The 20,195-nt window shown below is 69.5% G+C and carries 18 protein-coding genes, 1 tRNA gene and 1 pseudogene; 15 read left to right on the top strand and 5 right to left on the bottom strand.

The window, feature by feature from the left end:
• From ATM97_RS01730 to ATM97_RS01750, 5 genes are all read left to right on the top strand, one after another.
• On the top strand, positions 1–2,115 hold a 2,115-nt coding region (locus ATM97_RS01730), incomplete at its 5' end, for a serine/threonine-protein kinase (RefSeq protein WP_255586687.1).
• The gene (locus ATM97_RS01735; protein ID WP_308248334.1) at positions 2,112–3,128 is read left to right on the top strand and encodes a protein phosphatase 2C domain-containing protein; all 1,017 of its coding nucleotides are present in this window, start codon (positions 2,112–2,114) and stop codon (positions 3,126–3,128) included. The genes ATM97_RS01730 and ATM97_RS01735, both read left to right, overlap by 4 nt.
• On the top strand, positions 3,125–4,414 hold the full coding sequence (locus tag ATM97_RS01740) for a VWA domain-containing protein (RefSeq protein WP_218716141.1): 1,290 nt from the start codon (positions 3,125–3,127) through the stop codon (positions 4,412–4,414). The genes ATM97_RS01735 and ATM97_RS01740 overlap by 4 nt, the downstream gene beginning before the upstream one ends.
• A 1-nt stretch (position 4,415) precedes the next feature.
• Positions 4,416–5,084: an FHA domain-containing protein gene (locus tag ATM97_RS01745; protein ID WP_218716142.1), complete on the top strand. Its 669-nt coding sequence runs from the start codon at positions 4,416–4,418 to the stop codon at positions 5,082–5,084.
• Between the two features lie 34 nt (positions 5,085–5,118).
• Positions 5,119–5,973, top strand: a complete 855-nt coding sequence (locus ATM97_RS01750; protein WP_218716143.1) for an SDR family oxidoreductase — start codon at positions 5,119–5,121, stop codon at positions 5,971–5,973.
• 214 nt (positions 5,974–6,187) lie between these two features.
• Here ATM97_RS01750 and ATM97_RS01755 read toward each other — a convergent pair whose 3' ends face one another.
• Positions 6,188–7,135, bottom strand: coding sequence for a threonine/serine dehydratase (locus tag ATM97_RS01755; RefSeq protein WP_218716144.1), 948 nt, complete (start codon positions 7,133–7,135; stop codon positions 6,188–6,190).
• Positions 7,136–7,427: 292 nt separating this feature from the next.
• On the opposite strand from ATM97_RS01755, the gene ATM97_RS01760 reads away from it, so the two are divergent.
• The 5 genes from ATM97_RS01760 (at position 7,428) to thpD (ending at position 11,340) form a co-directional block, all read left to right on the top strand.
• On the top strand, positions 7,428–8,138 hold the full coding sequence (locus ATM97_RS01760; RefSeq protein WP_218716145.1) for a response regulator transcription factor: 711 nt from the start codon (positions 7,428–7,430) through the stop codon (positions 8,136–8,138).
• Between the two features lie 71 nt (positions 8,139–8,209).
• A complete protein-coding gene (gene ectA / locus ATM97_RS01765) occupies positions 8,210–8,761 on the top strand; it encodes a diaminobutyrate acetyltransferase (protein ID WP_255586690.1) in 552 nt (183 codons plus the stop codon).
• Positions 8,761–10,029 carry a diaminobutyrate--2-oxoglutarate transaminase gene (ectB, locus tag ATM97_RS01770; RefSeq protein WP_218716156.1) on the top strand — a complete coding sequence of 423 codons (1,269 nt, stop codon included), beginning with the start codon at positions 8,761–8,763 and terminating at the stop codon, positions 10,027–10,029. The genes ectA and ectB overlap by 1 nt, the downstream gene beginning before the upstream one ends.
• Positions 10,026–10,430, top strand: coding sequence for an ectoine synthase (locus ATM97_RS01775; protein WP_218716146.1), 405 nt, complete (start codon positions 10,026–10,028; stop codon positions 10,428–10,430). The genes ectB and ATM97_RS01775 overlap by 4 nt, the downstream gene beginning before the upstream one ends.
• Positions 10,417–11,340, top strand: coding sequence for an ectoine hydroxylase (gene thpD, locus ATM97_RS01780; RefSeq protein WP_218716147.1), 924 nt, complete (start codon positions 10,417–10,419; stop codon positions 11,338–11,340). The genes ATM97_RS01775 and thpD overlap by 14 nt, the downstream gene beginning before the upstream one ends.
• Here the strand turns inward: thpD and ATM97_RS01785 are convergent.
• A complete protein-coding gene (locus tag ATM97_RS01785; protein ID WP_218716148.1) occupies positions 11,337–12,878 on the bottom strand; it encodes a hypothetical protein in 1,542 nt (513 codons plus the stop codon). The genes thpD and ATM97_RS01785 overlap by 4 nt on opposite strands.
• Positions 12,879–13,076: 198 nt before the next feature.
• Complete coding sequence (locus ATM97_RS01790; protein ID WP_218716149.1) at positions 13,077–14,096, bottom strand: hypothetical protein; 1,020 nt, start codon at positions 14,094–14,096, stop codon at positions 13,077–13,079.
• 57 nt (positions 14,097–14,153) lie between these two features.
• Between ATM97_RS01790 and ATM97_RS01795 the strand changes: the two genes are divergently transcribed.
• The 3 genes and pseudogenes from ATM97_RS01795 to ATM97_RS34970 all read left to right on the top strand — a co-directional run.
• Positions 14,154–14,585, top strand: coding sequence for a MarR family winged helix-turn-helix transcriptional regulator (locus tag ATM97_RS01795; RefSeq protein WP_218716150.1), 432 nt, complete (start codon positions 14,154–14,156; stop codon positions 14,583–14,585).
• A 130-nt stretch (positions 14,586–14,715) separates the two neighbouring features.
• Positions 14,716–15,990, top strand: a complete 1,275-nt coding sequence (locus ATM97_RS01800) for a glycosyltransferase 87 family protein (protein WP_255586693.1) — start codon at positions 14,716–14,718, stop codon at positions 15,988–15,990.
• Positions 15,878–16,312 (top strand): annotated as a pseudogene (locus ATM97_RS34970) (hypothetical protein); the annotation flags it as partial. The gene ATM97_RS01800 and the pseudogene ATM97_RS34970, both read left to right, overlap by 113 nt.
• Positions 16,313–16,405: 93 nt before the next feature.
• Here ATM97_RS34970 and ATM97_RS01805 read toward each other — a convergent pair.
• Positions 16,406–16,960 (bottom strand): hypothetical protein, encoded by a 555-nt coding sequence (locus ATM97_RS01805; protein ID WP_218716151.1) that lies wholly within the window; start codon positions 16,958–16,960, stop codon positions 16,406–16,408.
• A gap of 104 nt (positions 16,961–17,064) precedes the next feature.
• Between ATM97_RS01805 and ATM97_RS01810 the strand changes: the two genes are divergently transcribed.
• On the top strand, positions 17,065–17,577 hold the full coding sequence (locus tag ATM97_RS01810) for a PadR family transcriptional regulator (protein WP_218716152.1): 513 nt from the start codon (positions 17,065–17,067) through the stop codon (positions 17,575–17,577).
• Between the two features lie 50 nt (positions 17,578–17,627).
• Positions 17,628–17,715, top strand: a tRNA-Leu gene (locus ATM97_RS01815).
• Here ATM97_RS01815 and ATM97_RS01820 read toward each other — a convergent pair.
• The gene (locus tag ATM97_RS01820) at positions 17,694–19,433 is read right to left on the bottom strand and encodes a recombinase family protein (RefSeq protein WP_218716153.1); all 1,740 of its coding nucleotides are present in this window, start codon (positions 19,431–19,433) and stop codon (positions 17,694–17,696) included. The genes ATM97_RS01815 and ATM97_RS01820 overlap by 22 nt on opposite strands.
• Positions 19,434–20,195 lie beyond the last annotated feature (762 nt).

Below are 20,195 nucleotides of genomic sequence, written 5' to 3' on the forward strand. Positions count from 1 at the left end.
GCCAGCGGGCGCACCTCGAGCCGCTCGGTGCGCACGCACCGGTCCGGATCGGCCCGCTCGGCCGCGCGCGGCAGGCTCGGCGCCGGGCTGGTCGAGGTGCCGCCGATCCCGCGCGTCGACCCGGCCACCGCGGTGCTCACCGACCCGCAGGTCCCCGAAACCGACCGGTTCTGCGGCAAATGCGACAAGCCGGTGGGCCGCAGCCACGACGGCGTGGCCGGGCGCACCTCCGGGTTCTGCCCGCACTGCGGCACCCGCTACTCCTTCGTGCCCCGCCTGCGCGCCGGCGATGTCGTCGGCGGTCAGTACGAGGTGGCGGGCGCACTCGCGCACGGCGGCCTCGGCTGGATCTACCTGGCCGTCGACCATCGCGTCAACCGGCGCTGGGTGGTGCTCAAAGGCCTGATCGACACCGGCGACCCGGACGCGCTGGCGGCGGCGGTGGCCGAGCGCCGCTTCCTGGCCGAGGTCGATCACCCGAACATCGTCAAGATCCACAACTTCACCGAACACGCCGACGCCGACGGTGATCCGGTCGGCTACATCGTGATGGCCTACGTCGGTGGCACCTCGCTCAAGCAGATCCTGCGCACCCATCGCGCCGAGCACGGCGGCTACCTGCCGCCCGCCCAGGCCATCGCCTATGTGCTGGAAATGCTGCCCGCGCTGGGCTATCTGCACGCGCGCGGCTGGGCGTACTGCGATTTCAAGCCCGACAACGTGATGCAGACCGAGGAACGGCTCGAGCTGATCGACCTCGGCGCCGTCATCGCGATGGACGACCGCACCAGCCCGATCTACGGCACCATCGGCTACCAGGCGCCCGAGATCGCCGAGACGGGCCCCACCGTGGCCACCGAGGTCTACACCGCGGGCCGCACGCTGGCCGTGCTGATGATGCGGATCGCCTCCGTCGACGGGAAACTCGGCCCGCTGCCCTCGCCCGAGGCCGAACCCCTGCTCGCCCGGCACGATTCCCTGCATCGGTTCCTGCTGCGCGCCACCGACGAGGATCCGCTGGCTCGCTTCGGGTCGATGTCGGAGATGGCCGATCAGCTCACCGGTGTCCTGCGCGAGGTCCTGGCCACCGACGACGGACTGCCGCGTCCCGGCATGTCGAGTTCGTTCGGTCCGGCCCGCGCGGTCTTCGGCATCGACAGTGCCACCCCGGAACCCGCCGCGCTGATCGCCGGCCTGCCCGCCCCGCTGGTCGATCCGGCCGACAGCGGCGCCGCCCTGCTGGCCACCACCGACGCCGCGACGCCCGCCGAACTGGAGGCGGCGTTGACAGCGGGCCTGCGGGCGGTGGTTACCGGATCCGGTGAGTCGGTGGAGATTCCGCTGCGGCTGGTCCGCGCCGAACTCGAGGCAGGCGATGCCGAGGCCGCCTTGGCGCGCCTGGCCGCCTCCGATGTCGAACTCGACTACGACTGGCGCCGGATCTGGTACCGCGCGCAGGCGGCCCTGCTGACCGGCGACCACGCCTCGGCCGCCGCCGACTTCGAGGCCGTCTACGCCGCGCTGCCCGGCGAGCCCGCGCCGAAACTGGCCCTGGCGGCCGCGCTGGAACTGGGCGCGGTGGCGGCCGAAGCGGCCGCGGCGCAGCGCGATCGCGCGCTGGCGCTCTACGAACTGGTGTGGCGCACCGACCACACGTATCTGTCGGCCGCCTTCGGCGCGGCTCGGCTGCGGCGCGCGAAGGCGGACCGCGCGGGCGCCGTCGCGGTGCTCGACCAGGTCGACCGCGGGTCGTCGATGTTCACCGAGGCCAGGGTTTCCGCCGTGGAGACCCTGCTGGCGGGCCGTGCGCCGGGCGAACTGGACGAGACGCTGCTGCGGGAGGCGGGCGAGCGGGTCGAACGACTCAGCCTGGACTCGCGCACGCGGACCGCACGAGTGCGCATGCGGGTACTGGAGGCGGCACTGAACTGGATCCGGTCGGGACAGCGGCCGAGTGCGCCAGGCAAGCTGTTGGACGTGGAATTCACCGAGCAGGGAGTGCGGACGGGGTTGGAACGATGCTTGCGGACATTGGCTCGGGAAGCCGACGACATGTGGACCCGTTTCGTGCTGGTGGATCAGGCCAACGCGGTGCGGCCGAGGACCACGCTGTGAGCGCGCCGGGGTGTCCGGACTGCGTGGGGTCGGCCAGGGCGGGGCACCGCTTCTGCGAGGGGTGCGGGCGCGAACTCGGCGTGCGCAAGGTCGCGCTGCCGGTGCACGATCCGGCCGCGACGCCGCAGTGCTCGACCTGTGGTGAACGCCGCTACGAGGGTGGCTTGTGCGCGCAGTGCGGCAGCCCGAAGCCGGTCCCCGACCGCTTCGAGGACGATCTGGGCGCGGTGTATCTGCTCACCGACCGCGGAATCAGCCACGCGCGCAACGAGGACGCCGTCGCCGCGGCCGTGCGCGACGGTGACGGCACCCGCGTGATCGTGGTCAGTGACGGCGTCTCCACCTCGCAGGACCCGCAGGCTGCCTCCGGCACCGCGGCCCGCTCGGGCGTCGACGCCGCGCTGGCCGCGCTCGCCGACGGCCGCTCCGCCCGCGACGCCGTGATGGCGGGCCTGGCGACCGCGACGGCAGCGGTGCGGGGGATGTCGCGCAGCAGCGAGTACGCGCCCTCGTGCACCTACGTGTCGGCGATCGTGCGCGAGACCGTCGAGGGCACCGAGATCACCGTCGCCAATGTCGGGGACAGCCGGGCCTTCTGGCTCGCCGCGGGCGACCCGACCGCCTCGCGCAGGCTCAGCGTCGACGACTCCTGGGCCCAGGCCCTCGTCGACGCGGGCGCCCTCGACGAGGAAGCCGCCATGCACGACCCGCGCGCGCACACGCTGCTGCGCTGGCTCGGCGCCGACGGCGGGGAAGCGCCGTGGTCGGCCAACTGCCTGCAGAGCATGGTCGTCACCGAACCCGGCACGCTGCTGCTGTGCAGCGACGGTCTGTGGAACTACCTGCCCGACGCCGTCGCCCTCGCCGGGTTCACCGTCGAGACCTCACCGCAGGCCGCGGCCCGCGCGCTGGCCGACTTCGCGCTGAACAGCGGCGGCAGCGACAACATCACGGTCGCGCTGGCCCCGGTCCCCGCGCCCGCTGCCGTTCCGCACGATCCAGGAGTGTCATGAGCTCAGCCGAGACCGCAGGAATATCGATCGCCGTCGACCAGAACGAGTTCCTCGCCGAGGGCACGCGCGTGGTCGATGCCGTGCTGACGGTGGCCACCGGCCCCGAACTCGCCGCCGTCGCCACGCCGCCGCCCCGGCTGGAGATCCTGATCATCGACTGTTCGGGGTCGATGGGCAACAAGCGCAAATTCGAGAACGCGCGCACCGCCACGCGCACCGCGCTCGACGAGATCCCCGACGGCACCGCGTTCGCGATCATCGAGGGCACCGAGTCCGCGCGGATGATCTACCCGACCGGCGTCCTGTCGGCGCCGGCGGATCCCGGCCATCGGGGTGCGGCCCGGCGCGCGCTGGACAAGCTGCGCCCCGACGGCGGCACCGCCATGGGTTCCTGGCTCGCGCTGGCCCGTCAGGTCGCCGCCGCGCATCCCGGCGCGCAGGCGCACGCCATCCTGCTCACCGACGGCAAGAACGAACACGAGACGCCGGAGCAGCTGGCCACCGAACTCGACCGCGCCGAAGGCCTTTTCGTCTGTGACTGCCGGGGCGTCGGCGACGACTGGATGGCCGCCGACCTGCACAAGATCTCCTCGAAGCTGTCCGGCGACGCCGACATGGTCGCCGATCCGAAGGATCTGGCCGCCGACTTCGCGAAGATGATGCGGTCCTCGGTGGCTCGGGTCATCCCGGAGCTCACCTTGAAGGTGTGGACCCCGGCGGGCGCGCGGGTGCGGATGGTCAAGCAGGTCGCGCCGGTGCTCGAGGACCTCACCGCGCGCCGCACCGACGCGGGCCCGCAGGTGGGGGAGTACCCGCTCTCGTCGTGGGCCGCCGAGGAGCGGGAATACCACGTGCAGATCGAGCTGGAACCGGCCGCGCCCGGCCGCGAGAAACTGGCCGCGCGCCTGAGCGTGCTGGCCGGTGACGAGGTGCTCGGTCAGGGGCTGGTGCGAGCGGTCTGGACCACCGACACCACCCTGTCCACCCGGATCAGCACCCGTGTCGCCCATTACACCGGGCAGGTCGAACTGGCCCAGGCCGTCCAGGAGGGGCTGGCCGCGCGCCGCAACGGCGATCTGACCACCGCGACCGCGAAACTGCGGCGCGCGGTGGAGCTGGCCGCGGCCTCCGGGCACGAGTCCACCGCCAAGCTGCTGCGCAACGTGGTGGAGGTCGACGACCGCGACGGCACGGTCAAGCTGCGCGGCCAGGTCGCCGCCGCCGACGAACTCGCGCTCGACATCCGCTCGACCAAGACCGCGCGGGTCCGGCCGGAGGGTTCCTGACATGCCCATCTGCGCGGACGGGCATCAGTCGCGCTCCCTGGACTACTGCGATGTGTGCGGCTCGGCGCTGACCGGTACCGGCGCATCGGATCCGGCCGAGCTGCGGCTGTGCCCGTCCTGCGCCACGCCGACCAGTGGCCGGTTCTGCGAGGTCTGCGGGTACGACTCGGCCCTGCCCGCGCCCGCGCGACCCGAGCCCGACCCCCGCCGCGCCGACCCGACGCTCGTGCGCGTGGACGGGCCACGCGCGGACTCACCGGCCCGGGTCTGGGTCGCGCGGGTCTTCGCCGACCGCGAGTTCTACACCAGGGTCCAGGCCCGCAAGGGGCCCGACGCCGAGCGCGTCGCGTTCCCCGACTTCTATCCGGAACGACGGATCCCGCTGCGCGGCAACCAGTTCCTGATCGGCAAGCGCTCGACCTCGCAGGGCATCGTGCCCGAGATCGACCTGGGTATCGCCCCGGCCGATCTCGGGGTGTCGCGCGCGCACGCGCTGATCCGGGCGGACCCGGCCGGTGGGCTCACCGTCACCGACCTCGGCTCCACCAACGGGACCAGCCTCGACGGCGCCGAGGAACCGATCCCGTCGCAGATCGCGGTCGAGCTGCGCGCGGGCAGCCGGATCCACGTCGGCGGGTGGACCACCATAGTGATCGACACGGGACCATAGACGAACCCGTTCGCCGAACCGTAGGGTCGGGACCATGACGAAGTTCGACGGGAAGACCTGCCTGATCACCGGTGCCGCCAGCGGGCTCGGCCGCGCCACCGCGTTCGCGGCCGCCGCCAAAGGCGCTGCCCTCGTGCTCACCGATATCACCGCCGACGCGCTCGCCGAGACCGCCGCCGAGCTGCGCGCGGCCGGCGCCACGGTGCCTCTCGCGCACGCCGCCGACGTCAGCGATCATTCCGCCGTGGTCGGTCTGGCCGCGCACACCTTCGAGGCGGTCAGCCGGGTCGACATCGTCATGAACGTGGCGGGCATCGCCACCTGGGGCACCGTCGACAAGCTCACCCACCAGCAGTGGCGGCGCACCGTCGACATCAATCTGATGGGCCCGATCCACGTCATCGAGGAGTTCGTGCCGCCGATGATCGCGGCGGGCCGCGGCGGTCACCTCGTCAACGTCTCCTCGGCGGCCGGGTTGTTCGGTCTGCCCTGGCACGCGCCCTACAGCGCCACCAAGTTCGGCCTGCGCGGTGTGTCGGAGGTGCTGCGGTTCGACCTGCGCAGGCACAAGATCGGTGTCAGCCTGGTGCTGCCCGGCGCGATGGCGACCCCGATGGTCGACAGCGTCGACATCGCCGGTGTCGATCGCGACAACGCGGCACTGCAGAAGGCGATGCGGCTGTTCCTGCGCCACGCGGTGACCCCCGAGCAGGCCGCCACCGCCGTGGTGAAGGGCGTGGAGCGCAACCGCTACTGGGTCTACACCTCTCGCGACATCCAGCTCGCGCACTGGGGCCAGCGCTATGTCCCCTACGGCTACACCCTGGCCATGCGCGGCCTCAACTCGGCCATGTCCGGCTACGCCGCCAAGAACGCCCTGGTCCGCTGACCGACCGCCCCGGATCGAATGATCCGGGGCGCGAACCGATGTCGCCGGGATCAGGACGCGGCGACCTCGTGCCCGGGCACGTAGGACCGGCACGATCAATTCCGTCGTCGCGGTCCGGGCCGACGAGGGCCTGGTCGCAGGTCTCGACGCCATGCGCACCCGGCCAGGCCCGGCCCGGATCGAACAGGCGACGACCCTGCGCCGCTGACCTCGCTCAGCGCACCAGATCGCTGGGGTCGGTATTGGCCCCGCACAGGATGACGCAGACCCGCTCGCCGGGTTCGGGCCGGTACGCCGCGCCGGCACCACCGTCGAGCAGCGCGGCGAGCGCGGTCGCCGCGCCCCATTCGACCGCGATCCGGTGCTCGTCCCAGAGCTGCCTGCGCGCCCGCCGGATCAACTCGTCGTCGACCAGCACCGAGCGCACGCTCTCGTGTTGCGCGGCGGCCAGCGCCATGGCCGAGACATTGGGCGCGCCCAGGGAATCGGCGGCCACCGAGTCGACGGTGACCTCGACCGGCCTGCCTGCCGCGAGCGCCGCGTCGAGCGAGCGGCAGCCCACCGGCTCGACCGCGACCGTGCGGATCCCGAGATGCTGTGCGGCGACGGCCGTTCCGGTGAACAGCCCGCCTCCACCGACGGCGACGAGCACCGTGTCGAGATCGGGCACGCGCGCGTGGATTTCGCGCAGCAACGTGCCCGCCCCCGCCGCGATGAGCGGATGGTCGTAGGCGTGCGAGGACAGCGCGCCGCTGGTCGCGGCGAACTCCTGGCACGCGGCCAGCGCCTGCTTGTATTCCGGACCGATCAGTCGTACCTCGGCGCCGTAGTCACGCAATCGCCGGATCTTGACCGGGGGAGCGGTGTCGGGCAGGAACACCGTCGCGGGTACCCCCGCTTCGCGCGCGGCCCACGCGCAGGCGAGCCCCGCGTTGCCGCCGGAGGCGATCGTCACACCGGCCGCGGGCAGCGTTCCCGCGGCCGCGTGCGCACGCACGAAATTCTGCGCGCCCCGCGCCTTGAACGAGCCCGTGAACTGCAGGAACTCCAGTGCGAAGGTCAGCGGATCGGTGCCGGGAGCGGCCGGTGCGACGGTGATCGGGCGGACCAGTCCGTCGATCCTGGCGGCGGCGGCCTCGATGTCGTCATAGGTCGGTGTCACTCCTCGACTATGCCATCGCCACAGCACCGTCGAAGGCGCTCCGGACCCCCTGCTGACCGGGCGAATTGTTACGGCGGGTTTACGCAGCCCTGAGGCTGGGTAAATAACAGATCGGTAACGAGCTCGAAGACGGGATGGCGTGTCGGTCTGGGGACGCGAACTCCCCGAGGTGATCCGGCGCACGTCCCGGCGTGTCAGCAAAGGATGTGCACATGAGCGAGCGCAGCGAACGGTGGCCGAACGCGGCCACCCACGCGGTCATGGCCGAACCGGCCGAAAGCGAGGTCCGGGCATGAGTGCGAACCTGATGATCGTGGACGACGACGTCCAGATGCGCGGCGATCTGCGCCGTGCGATGGAAGACGAGGGATACGCCGTCGCCGAGGCGGGTGTCCCCGAGGACGCTCTCGACCAACTCCGCAGCGACGGACCGCCCGACCTGATGATCGTCGACCTCATGCGCGGGGAGACCGACGGCTTCGACTGCATCCGGGAGATCCGCCGCGACCACGACGTGCCGATCATCGTGATCAGCACCCGCTACGACACCCACGATGTCGTCGCGGCCCTCGAGGCGGGCGCCGACGATTTCGTCAGCAAACCGTTCGAGATCAAGGAGATCACCGCGCGGATGCGCGCGCTGCGCCGGCGTGCCCGGATCACCGCCGATCGCGACGTCACGCCCGAGTCCGTCCTCGACGCCGACCCGGTGGCGCCGCTGGTGCTGGCCACCGACGCGGGTGCGGTCCGCCGCGGCGACGAGGAGATCCACCTCACGGTCACCGAGTTCCGCCTGCTGTGCGAACTCGCCGAGACCCCGGGCCGGGTGCTCAGTCGTGCCGTCCTACTCGAAAGAGTCTGGGACCAGGGCTTTTTCGGCGACGAGCGGATCGTCGACGTACACGTGCGCCGGTTGCGCACCAAGATCGAACGCGACCCGTCCGACCCGCGCATCGTGGTCACGGTGCGCGGCCTGGGCTATCGGCTCGATCCGCAAGCGTAGTAAAAGACTCGTCATACAACTGCAAAGAGCTCGACACAGAGACCGCAAAGTCGGTTCGACACTGTAGAGATATGCCTTCGTCCACCGTGTCCATCGAATCCGCTTCCGCCCCTGCGGTTCTCGGTTCCGAACCGAGACTGCGCCCACCGCGGCTGGGTGACGGAGCCCAGCTGTGGCGGATCGCCCGCGACTCGCAGGTGCTCGATGTCAACTCCAGCTACGCCTACCTGCTGTGGTGTCGCGATTTCGCCGCCACCTCGCTGGTCGCCGAAAGCGACGGCCGGGCGGTGGGATTCGTCATCGGTTACGTCCGCCCGGAAGCGCCGGACACCGTGTTCGTCTGGCAGATCGCCGTCGACACCGAGTTCCGCGGCCGCGGCCTGGCCGCCCGGATCCTGCACGCGCTGCTGGATTCGGTGGCCCCCGCCGGCATCACCACCCTGGAAACCACGATCTCACCCGGCAACACCGCCTCCCAGGCGCTGTTCGCCGCGGTGGCCCGCGAGCGCGGTGCGGGTCTACGCACCGTCGCTCTGTTCGAAACGCACGATTTCCCCGATTCACACGAGGCCGAGCAGCTGTACGTCATCGCACCCGCTCAGCGCCAGGAGGAACGACGATGATCACGACCACCGACACCAGCATCTTCGAAGCGATGGAATCGAATGTGCGTGGATACTGCCGTGACTGGCCCGCTGTCTTCGCCACCGCCGAGGGCGCATGGCTGCGCGACGAGGAAGGACGCGAGTACCTCGACTTCTTCGCCGGCGCGGGCGCGCTGAATTACGGCCACAACAACCCGGTGCTCAAGCGGGCGTTGCTGGACTACATCGCGAGCAACGGCATCACCCACGGCCTGGACATGTCCACCGTGGCCAAACGCGAGCTGCTCGAGACCATCCGCGACACGCTGCTGTCGCCGCGCGGCCTCGACTACAAGGTGCAGTTCCCCGGCCCGACCGGCGCCAATGCCGTCGAAGCCGCGCTGAAGCTGGCCCGCAAGGTGACCGGGCGCAAGACGGTGCTCAGCTTCACCAACGCCTTCCACGGCATGACCCTGGGCGCGCTGTCGGTCACCGGCAACGCCGCCAAGCGCGCCGGCGCCGGTGTGCCGCTCGAGCACGCCACGCCGATGCCCTACGACGGTTACTTCGACAACACCATCGAGGACTTCGGCTGGATGCAGCGCGTCCTCGACGACAGCTCCTCCGGTTTCGACCGCCCCGCCGCGGTGATCGTGGAGACCGTCCAGGGTGAGGGCGGGGTGAACCTGGCCCGCGCGGAATGGCTGCGGCACCTGGCCGGCCTGTGCGCCGCGCGCGACATCCTGCTGATCGTCGACGACGTGCAGATGGGCTGCGGCCGGACCGGTCCGTTCTTCTCCTTCGAGATCGCCGGCATCACCCCCGACATCGTCACGCTGTCCAAGTCGATCGGTGGCTACGGCCTGCCGATGGCGCTGGTGCTGCTCAAGCCCGAGCACGACCAGTGGGCGCCGGGTGAGCACAACGGCACCTTCCGCGGCAACAACCCCGCCTTCGTCACCGCGACGGCCGCGCTGCGCGAGTACTGGAGCGACGACAAGCTCGCCCAGCGCACCGCCGCCAACGGCGAATACGTCGGGCGCACCCTGTCCGCGATCGCCGATCGCTACGACGGCGTCACGACCCGTGGTCGCGGCATGGTGCACGGCATCGTCTTCGACGACCCGTCGCAGGCGGGCAAGGTCTGCCGCACCGCCTTCGAGCAGGGCCTGCTGGTGGAGACCTCCGGTTCGATGGACGAGGTGGTGAAACTGTTGCCGCCGTTGACACTCGGCAGCGACGAACTCGCCCGTGGCCTGTCGGTCCTGTCGTCCTCGATCGACACCGTGTGTGGAGGTGCCGCATGATCGTGCGCACCACTGCCGAGATCACCGGTACCGAACGCGACGTGGCAGGCCCCGGCTGGCGCAGCAAGCGCATCGTGCTGGCCGGGGACCGGGTCGGTTTCTCCTTCCACGAGACCACCATCGAGGCGGGCACCGTCCACGAGTTCCACTACCAGAACCATGTCGAGGCGGTCTGGCTGATCGAGGGTGAGGGCAGCCTGCTCGACCTCGACAACGAAGCCGTCTACCAGCTCGGCCCCGGGTCGATGTACCTGCTCGACGGCAACGAACGTCATCAGGTCAACGCCCGGACCCGGCTCCGGATGCTGTGTGTGTTCAACCCGCCCGTCACCGGCCGCGAGATACACGACGAGAACGGGGTGTATCCGCTCATCGTCGAGGAGGAGGATGCCCGTGTCTGATCGGCTCGACCGCTACCCGACCCGGCTGATCGAACCGGCCCCGCATATCGAACGCTCCGATCCGACAGTGTGGGGCCGGGTCTCCTCGCCCGAGCTGGCAGGTTTCGACGCCAACGGTTACGCGGTGATCCCCGACCTGCTCAGCCCCGACGAAGTCGCCGCGTTCGGCGCGGAGATCGGCCACCTCGCCGCCGATCCCGTGCTCTACGGCGACGACCGGGTGGTGGTGGAGCCGGTGGCCGGACAGGTGCGTTCGGTGTTCCAGGTGCACCGGCTCAGCAAGCCGATCGCGGAGCTGGTGGCCGAGTCGCGGATCGTCGGGCTCGCCGAGCAGATCCTCGGCTCGGCGGTGTACCTGCATCAGACCCGGGTCAACTACATGCCCGGGTTCGGTGGCAGCGGGTTCGCCTGGCACTCCGATTTCGAGACCTGGCACGCCGAGGACGGCATGCCCGCGCCGCGAGCAGTGAGCCTGTCGATCGCGCTGACCGACAACTACCCGTTCAACGGCAGCCTGATGCTCATGCCCGGCTCGCACCGCACCTTCGTGCCGTGCCTGGGGGAGACGCCCGAGGGGCACTACCGGGAATCGTTGCAGGAGCAGCGGATCGGTGTGCCGACCAACGACGACATCACCTTCCTCGCCGCCCGCTACGGCATCACGCAGTTCACCGGGCGGGCCGGGTCGGCCCTGCTGTTCGATTCGAACCTGATGCACGGTTCGTCGAACAACATCACGCCGTTCCCACGCTCGAACATCTTCCTGGTGTTCAACAGCGTGGACAACGCGCTCGACGAGCCGTACGCGGCGCCGCGGCACCGGCCCGCGCACATCGCGTCCCGCGAGGTGGCTCCGGTGCGCGAGGCGGGTCCGGACGTGGTGTCGGTGCTGGCGGACCAGGCGCGTTAGCGCGGAAGTTCGGTGAGGGAGGCCGCGGCCCGCGGATCGTCGTGGGCCGCGGCCTTCCACCAGTGTTCGGCCCCGGCGCGATCACCGTCGCGCAGCAGCAGCACCCCCAGGTCGTAGGCGGCGGCACTGTGCCCGGCCTCGGCGGCCTGCGTCAGCAGTGTGCGCGCCGAATCGTGTTCGCCGCGTTCGTTCATCGCGGTCCCCAGGTCGTAGAGCGCACGACCGATGCTCTGCCCGCCCGAGGTCTGCGGCGCGCGCAGGGTCGGCGCCGCGATCACCGGTGTCGACTCGACGTCCCGATCCGGTCGGATCTCCGGCGGCGGGGGAGCCGGGTGGCCCGCTGACCGGAAGTCGCGCGCTGCCGACATCGGCGGTTCGGACGGCAGGACGGTCGGTGGATCGGCCGCCGGTCGCATGCCGGTCGCCGGTGGCAGGACCGCCGAGGCGGGAACGACCTCGTCCGCTGCCGCCGATGCCGGTTCCTGTGGACCTGAGATCGGTTGCCGGGGAGGCGCAGCCAGCTGAGCGAAGGCCGCTGCCAGCGAACTGGTCGATGGCCTCGTGATCGCTTCCGAAGGTTCAGCTGTCGGCGCCGCAACCGCCACTGGGGGCCCCATGGTCGGGAATGCGGTGGGCGCAGGAGGCTCAGGTGTCGGCATCGCAGCTGCTGACGGGGGCATCGCAAACGGGAATGCGGTGGGTGCCAACGCTTCGGGCGTCGGCGTCGCGACAGCTGCTGGGGGCCTGGTAGTCGGGACCGTGGCCGATGCCGGCGGTTCAGCTGTCGGCTCCGCGCCGGTTGCCGGTGGCCTGGCGTTCGGATTTGCCGACAGTGTCGGCAACGCGGAAGCCGGGGGTTCAGCTCGCGAGAACACCGACGGCGCCAGGGGATCGGCTGTTGGGAGGGCCGCCGCCAGCATCGCGGCCGTGATGGCGGGAGTCGGCGGCATGGTGACGGGCGCGAACGGGGTGTGTGCCGTGGCGGCCCGGATCGACGGCGGCGCGAGGGCGGAGGCCGGTGCCACGAACGGCGCGGGGTCCGGCGCCGGGAAGGTGGTCAGCTCCACCACGAGCTCGTTGAAATCCGGTGTGCCGGGCCCGGTGCTGCACCACAGCGTGGACGCGCCGCCCGGGAACAGATCGATGACCATGCCGTAGTTGCCGGTCCAGGACTGCTGGCTCCCCGACCCGGCCACCCAGACCGGGGTGAGTGTGAACAGCGGCTCGGGCCCGTCCACGGTGACCGTGATGTCGACGCCGTCGGCGAGCGCGTCGTACCAGATGTCGACGCCCTGCAACGATTTCCCGTTCAGGTGCACATACCCGCCCTGCACGGTCAGGCCGAGGCCGAGCCCGGTCACCTCGGGCGGCGCCAGCACCGAGACCGCACGCAACCGCACCGCCGTCGTTCCGGCCGGCAACGCCTCGGCGTACATCGGATATACCTCGGCGCCGCACCAATCGATCGGGTCGGCGCTGGTGTAGCGCTGTTCGAGGGGAATCGGGTCGCCGAAAGGTCGCGCGCCGGGATGATTCATCGGTGCAGCCCACCCTTTCCGCGTTCGACCCCCATGCGGCGCCTGACGCTGGCCGCGGTTGCGCGCTACACCGTACTCGCGTCTACGAGATACCGCGACCCTTTCCGCGCAACGTCCCGGCGAACTCGCTGACCTGCGTCCGGAGTCGGATCCGAAGTCTCGGCAACGATTTTCGCCGGGGCGTGCCCGGCCTGCGGGTCACACAGCGACCGATTCGCCGATCTCCTCCTCGATCGCCGCGGGCGTGACCGGCTTCGGCGCGATGCGCGCCTCGTGGCGGCCCGCGACCACGACGAGCACGACGCCGACGGCGAGCCACGCGAACAGACCGAGCAAACGCGCCCCGAACCCGGCGGCGGCGTCGAAGTACAGCAGCGTGCGGAGGCCCTCGACGAAGTCGGCGCCGTTCCAGAACGAGTGCAGCGCACCGAAGAACCCGTTCTGCAGCTGCGGTCCGTAGACGCCGCCGGAGGTGGTGAAGTTCAGCATCACGAACAGGGTGATGAGCGCGAGCGTCGTCCAGCGCTTCAGGAAGGTGTGCAACCCGATCCCGATCAGGATGATCCCCGCGCTGTAGAGCCAGGCGACCCCGAACACCGCCGCGTAGTCGTGGTCGACGACCCCGAACACCGGGCCCGCGACGAGAATCCCGATCAGGCTCACCACGAACGCCGTCACCACACCGATCGCGGCGCGCACCCGCATCCACAGCATCGCGCCCGCCGCCCCGATCACCGCGACACTGCCGTAGGCGCCCACGCTCAACGCGACCAGCAGGAAGAACAGGCCCTGCCCGGTCGGATCGCCGTCGGCCTTCGCGGTCACATCGGTGACGACCAGCGGCACGCCCTGATGATCGGACACCCGCCGGAATGCCACCTCGGCGGCCATCGCGGTGGTGTCGGAGCCTGCCGTGGCGACGAGCAGTTCCGGACGCCGCTCGTCGGGCACGTAGGCGCCGGTGAGGTCGCGATTGCCCAGCGCCTCGATCGCCGCGTCCCGGGTGGGCACGGTGATGATGTCGACGCCGTCACCCGCCTTGTCCTTCATCGTCTGCGCCAGCACCATCGCCTGCGGTGACTCGCCGACCACGGCCAGTTCGAGATGGTTCGGCGTCGGCTGGTGGAACGCGCCGAGATACGCGAACGCCATACCGAGGCACATCAGCAACGGAGTCAGCAGATGTCCGGCGACATGCCGGAGCTGGGTGGTGGTCATCGACGGAGATCTCCAAACAGTTGGTAAATGCAACTATGATTGTTGTAGCATACAACTATGAATGCGCCCGACACAAGAACCGCCGCCGTGGACGCCATCCAGCGCGAGCTCACCGCCTTCGCCCGCCGCGCGCGTGGCCGCGCCGCCGAGCTGCACCCCGAACTGAGTCTGGTCGCCTACAGCATCCTCGATCTGATCCTGGAGCGTGGCGGGTGTCAGGCCACCGATCTGGCCGAACAGTTCCTGCTCGACAAGTCGACCGTCAGCAGGCAGGTCGGCGCGCTCGAGCGGCTCGGCTACCTCACCCGCGAGGTCGACCCCGGCAACCGGCGCAATCACCTGCTGCACGCCACCGAGTCCGGCCGGATCGTCGCGCGCGAGGCCGAGCGCCGCCGCCGCGAGGCCTTCACCGAGCGTTTCGCCGACTGGACCGACGCGGACGTCACGGCTCTGGCGACCCTGCTCACCCGCTACAACCGGGGCGACTGAACGCACCCCGCCGTCGGCGCCGGAATCGCTCCGACCAGCCCGATCGGGCATCCCGCTGGCTATTGCGCGGGTCACCACCGCCGACGGGCGATGGCGCGGTGCGGCCCGCGAGTCGGTATAGTCGCCGCGGATGAGTAGTGACACCACCCACCCTGCGCAGCAGCCTTCCCCACGCCCGATCAATCGAGCATGGTGGCTGGTGCCGGTGTTGCTCACCGTGGTCTCGATCGCGTGCGTGCGCATCCCACTCTGGCCGTTCGAGCAGTACTCCGGCGGTTTCATCGACTTGCAGGTGTACCGCCTCGGCATCGAGGCCATGCGCGACGGCGCCGACATGTACGGCCAGCTGCCCAAGACCTCCATCGGGATCGGTCTGCCGTTCATCTACCCACCGTTCGCCGCCATCGCGCTCGCGCCGTTCGCGCTGCTGCCCTGGGGTGCGGCGAAGATCCTCTATGTGGTGGCCTCGGTCGCCGCGCTCGGCTGGACGCTGTTCCTCGTCGCCCGCCGCTACCACCGCGACAACCGTCAGGCCGCGCTGCTGGTGACCGCGTGCGCGCTGCCCGCCGCGATGCTGCTGGAACCGGTGCGCTCGACCATCGACTTCGGTCAGGTCAACTTGCTGCTGATGGTGCTCGTCGCCACCGACTGCCTGCTGCCCAAGACCCGCTATCCGCGCGGCATGCTGATCGGCCTGGCCGCCGCCATCAAGCTGACGCCCGCCGCGTTCGTGCTGTTCTTCCTGGTCCGCAAGGACTACAAGGCCGCGGCCACCGCCGCCGCCACCGGCGCCGTCGCCACCATCGCCTCGTTCGCGCTGCTGCCCGGTGAATCCACCCGCTACTGGTTCGGCGGCCTCGGCAACGTCTCTGGCCTGAGCGGCTCGGCGTTCCACACCAACCAGTCCATCCAGGCCGTGCTGGCTCGCCTGCACGTCACCGGGCTGCCGTTCGACGCGCTCTGGCTGGTCCTGGGTGGCCTGCTGCTGGTCCTCGTCGTCGCCGCCATGCGCAAGGCCGCCGACGCCCCCGCGATCGCGCTGGCCCTCAACGCGGTTTTCACACTGCTGCTCTCGCCGATCTCGTGGTCGCACCACTGGGTGTGGATCGCGCCCGCGCTGCTGGCCATCGTCTGCCACGCGCGCACTCTGCCGATCGCCAGCGCAGGCGGCTGGTACGCCACGGCCGTCGTGGTGGCCGCGGTGTTCGTCATCGCGCCGCACAGCTTCCTGCCCGACGGCGAACACCGCGAGACCTCGTGGGCGTGGTGGCAGCACGTCGTCGGTGACACCTATGTGTGGCTCGCGGTCGGGCTCGTCGTGCTGTTCCTGGTCACCGGCCGCCACACCGCCGCCGCGAAGGCGACGGAGCCCACCGTCGTCGAGGAACCCGCGCGCGCCCGCTGAGTCGCGCGAAGGCCGTGGGGGTCCGGCCGCCCAGCGTTCTGCCGCGGCAGCCGACGGACCTGCTACGACCTCGGCGCGGGTCACCGCCTCCTCGGCGTCGTTTCTCGACCCGGCCGACGGCACCGACACCGCCCCGACTTCTTCACGTCGCACCGTCCTGTTCGACCTGGCCGACTCCGTCGCCCTCCGAGTCGCCGCAGCGCCGTGGACGGACCGCCTCCCCGCGGTCGCGGCCGCACCGATCGATCCCACGCCGGGAACCGGCCTGCCGGCCCACCCCGACGGCATCGTCGCCTGGGCCACCGAAACTCCGACCGCCGCCCTCATCCGCTGGCTCCGCCGACGGCGTGAGGCCCGGACGTCCGCCGACGTCCGAGCCTCACGTGGAAACCGTTGCCAGGCAGCCCTGATCGGCTCACACGGCGTCGAACGCGGCCGCCTTGGCCTGGATGTAGGCGACGTAGCGCACGGTGAACACCATCGGCACCGCGAACGTCAGCGCGTGCGCGAGTGTGCGGGGCCAGGTGTCGGCGTGCGCGAGCAGCGCCAGCAGCACCGCACCGACCGCAAAACTTGCCGTCCACACCGCGGTCAGCACATACCCGGTCCGCACGAACAGCGGCTCCTCCCAGACCTCCTGCGGGGTGGTCTGTTTCGCGATCCCGAGGGTGAACGGCATCCCGACCGCGAGCGAGACACCAGCGATCAGTGCCAGCGCGGTGTGCGAGAGCGCGGGGGAGTAGGCGTGCAGTCCGGTGTCGGGGTCGCCGAACGCCAGCACGGTCAGCCCCACGAAGAACGTCAGCGTCCCGACCTCGATGATCAGCGCGTCGAACCCGGCTCCGCTCCGCCTGCGGCCCACCACCTCGGCGAGCGCCAGGGCCGCGGCGACGAGCGCCGCCCACGCCCAGTACTGGCCGGGAACGAGCGCGTAGACGATCCACGGGGCGAAGGTGCGCAGGTAGGACATGGTGGCTCCCTGAGTACGCGGTAGACGCGACATTCCAATTCAGACAGGTCGAAATTAGATGTTCCTATTCAGACATGTCAAGAGTGGAAGGTAAGATAATGGACATGAGCCTCCGTCACGCCCTGCTCGGCCTGCTCGCCGACCGCCCCGCCAGCGGCTACGACCTGATCCACCGCTTCAAGGAATCCCTCGCCAACGTCTGGCCCGCCACTCAGAGTCAGATCTACACCGAACTCGCCAAGCTCGCCGACGCCGGAGAGATCACCGTCTCCGACGAGGGCCCCCGCGGCCGCAAGGAATACACGATCACCCCCGCCGGCCTCGTCGACCTCCGCCACTGGCTCACCGAGGTCGCCCCCAAACCGATCACCCGCAACGAAACCCTCCTGCGCGTCTTCTTCCTCGACGCCCTCACCCCCGCCGAAGCGATCACCTACCTCACCACCCTCGAGTCCCGCTCCGCCGCCGCCCTCACCGAACTCCTCACCCTCGAATCCGCCATCGACTGGACCGCCAACCCCTTCTCCATCAACGGCCACATCGCCCTCGAGTGGGGCAAGCGCTTCTACCGCATGAACCGGGAGTGGGCCGAGTGGGCAAAACAGCAGGTCACCTAGGCGATTTGGTTTCCGACACCGCGTCGGATAATCTTTTGGCACACCAGCAAGTCCGGGTGGCGGAATGGCAGACGCGCTAGCTTGAGGTGCTAGTGCCCGTATTAGGGCGTGGGGGTTCAAGTCCCCCTCCGGACACCAGCGCTATCCCCAACAGGGGATGTCGTAATGATCATTCGATGCTCCAAGTGCGCATAGCGCACTTGGAGCTCGATTGCGTTATAGAGGTCCTTCTTGTACTCCGGGGCACCTCCAGCCAGGATGAGGCGGACGTCGCCGTGTGATTCGATGAGCTTGCGGAGCTCGGTCTCGGTGAACTGTTCTTGTGTGGGCAGGTTGTTCAGCTCGACCTGTGCGGAGGCTTCGTCCGCTTGGGCGGCGTTCATCGCGTCGAGTACTGCCTGTGGATCGATACCCGCTTCGATCGCAGCTAGATGGCGTTCGACCCGTGTGGACGCGTGCTCGATGCGTCGGCGTAGAGAGGCTCTGCGTGTGTCGCTGTCGATGTCGTCTTGTGCCGCGAGTAGTGCCTCGATCGTGCGGTCGAGATGGTCGGGATGGAACAGGGTGGACAGCCACTCGTCGACGGGTTCGGTGATGTCGGCTTCGCGGAGGTTCACTGTTGGAGGATGGATCTCCCGGACGGGGCTACCGGGCGGGAGTGTGCGGGCTCGGCACCGGTAGTAGACCGCCTTGCGCAGTATCTCGCCCTGCATCTTGCGGTTGCAGATGTCGCAGTAGACCCGACCTCGGAACTGGTAGATGTTGCCGGAGCTGATCGGCCTGGTGCGTTCGAGGCGGCTGCGGGCACGGTTGCCGGCCCCGGCGCGCTTCTTCCGCTCGAGCGTGGCCTGAGTGAACGTTTCGACCGAGATGATCGCGGCGTGTGCAGGCTTGCGTGAGCGGACGATGCGTTGTGCAGGTGAGCGTTTGAACTTGACGATGTTGCCGGCGGCGACGTCGTCAGGGTCGAGCAGCTGTTCGCTCTTGGTCCAGCGCCCGAAGACGGCGTAGCCGGTGTAGCGGGGGTTCTGCAGGATCGCCCCGACGGTGGTGGCCTGCCAACCGTCACCGGCACGATGCCGATTCTGTTCAGGGCGGTGCTTGGACGGGCAGGGGATGTTCTCGCGGTTGAGTTCGGTCGCGATGGCGCGATCACTTCGGCCCTCGAGGTAGAGGCGAAAGATCCGTTGCACGACAGGTGCGGTGGCGGCATCGATGGACAGGATGCGGAGTTTGAAGTTGTCCGCGGCGCGGTTCGGGTTGGGGTGTGGTGGGCCGTCGACCACAAGGTATCCGTAGGGCGGACGTCCGCCTTGGTGGCGGCCTTCGTTGAGGACCTGCGCGTTCATGCTGGCGCGGGTGCGTTGCTGAACATGCTGGCGTTCGGACTCGCTGAGCCCGCCGAGCATGTTCATCATCATCGTGTGGGTGACGTTGTGGGGGTCGTAGCGGTTGCCGAGCTCGGGCACCCAGATGGAGACGTTGTAGGCGTGGATGCGGGGTGCGACGAGGCTGAACTGGTTGCCGAACCAGCAGCGGGTGCCTTCACCGACAACGATGCCGGTCCAGCCTCGGTCAGGGTTGCGCAGGTCGTCGAGGAGTTTGGCGGCTTCGGTGCGACGATGCCAAGGCACCGAGCGTGATTGCCCGACGTCGAAGTAGCTGGTGACGATTCGTCCGTTGACGAACTTCTCGGCGTTGCCGAGCTGCCATTGGTAGGAGGTCTCGGGGTCCTGGTTGTCCTCGGTGCTGCAGCGACCGTAGAAGGCCAGTTCTTCCTCGCCTACCGGATCGAGGTCGGTGGCTTCGAGTCCGTACAGGTCGTCGAGGACCGCCCACGCGTTATCGATTGTCACGAGACTTCCTTGTTGTCAGAGCATTTGGAATCAAGTCCGCGCGCAGAATGGAGCAATAGGCGCAGAAGCGCACGGCCTACTGACCGGGGGACTGGCGGCAGCTCAGCGGGGCACTCCGCCTCGACACCGCGCCGGTCGTTACCCGCTGACACTTGGGTGTCACGCCGACGCGACATCGTGCCCTGCCTGATCGCGGTGGCGCTCTTGGCAGTTGGCTCCAGACGGGATGGCCGGCGCTGGTAGAGGGGGCGGCGATTCGTCTCGACCGAGTCCCGCTGTGCGGGTCTGGGACCGGCGAAACGGTCGCGGGGATTTCGAATCCGGGGAGGGGGAGAATCGAGAAGAGTCCATGGGGCACCTAGGTGAGGGGTCCCGATCAATGGCTCTTCCGCGATCCAGTGTAGGCGCGAATGATCTTCAGGCAGGTCACGAAGTAGTGTCAGGTTCGATCTTGTCGGCCGGAATCCTGCTGCTGCACAGGTCCTGAATTCGTGCTCGTAGGCGGCGGACGGTCGTATCGTGTTGCTGCGACAGGTGTCTGGTGCAACGCGACTCCATCTGCAGATAGCCGCGACGCGACGCGCTAGAGGCCCTTGGAGCGGATCGGCGGGTGGGATCGGGGGCGCCCTGCTCTTGCCCATCTACAGCGCCCACGACCGGCTGAGGTTCCCCCGTTTTCACGGAGAGCTCCAACCCGTGGTCCGATAGGACCGGAAGGAGTCGATCAGTGGCAGCACCGAAGAAATATCCGGACGAGTTGAG

This window comes from Nocardia sp. MH4 (assembly GCF_019266065.1).
GTDB lineage: Bacteria > Actinomycetota > Actinomycetes > Mycobacteriales > Mycobacteriaceae > Nocardia > Nocardia canadensis.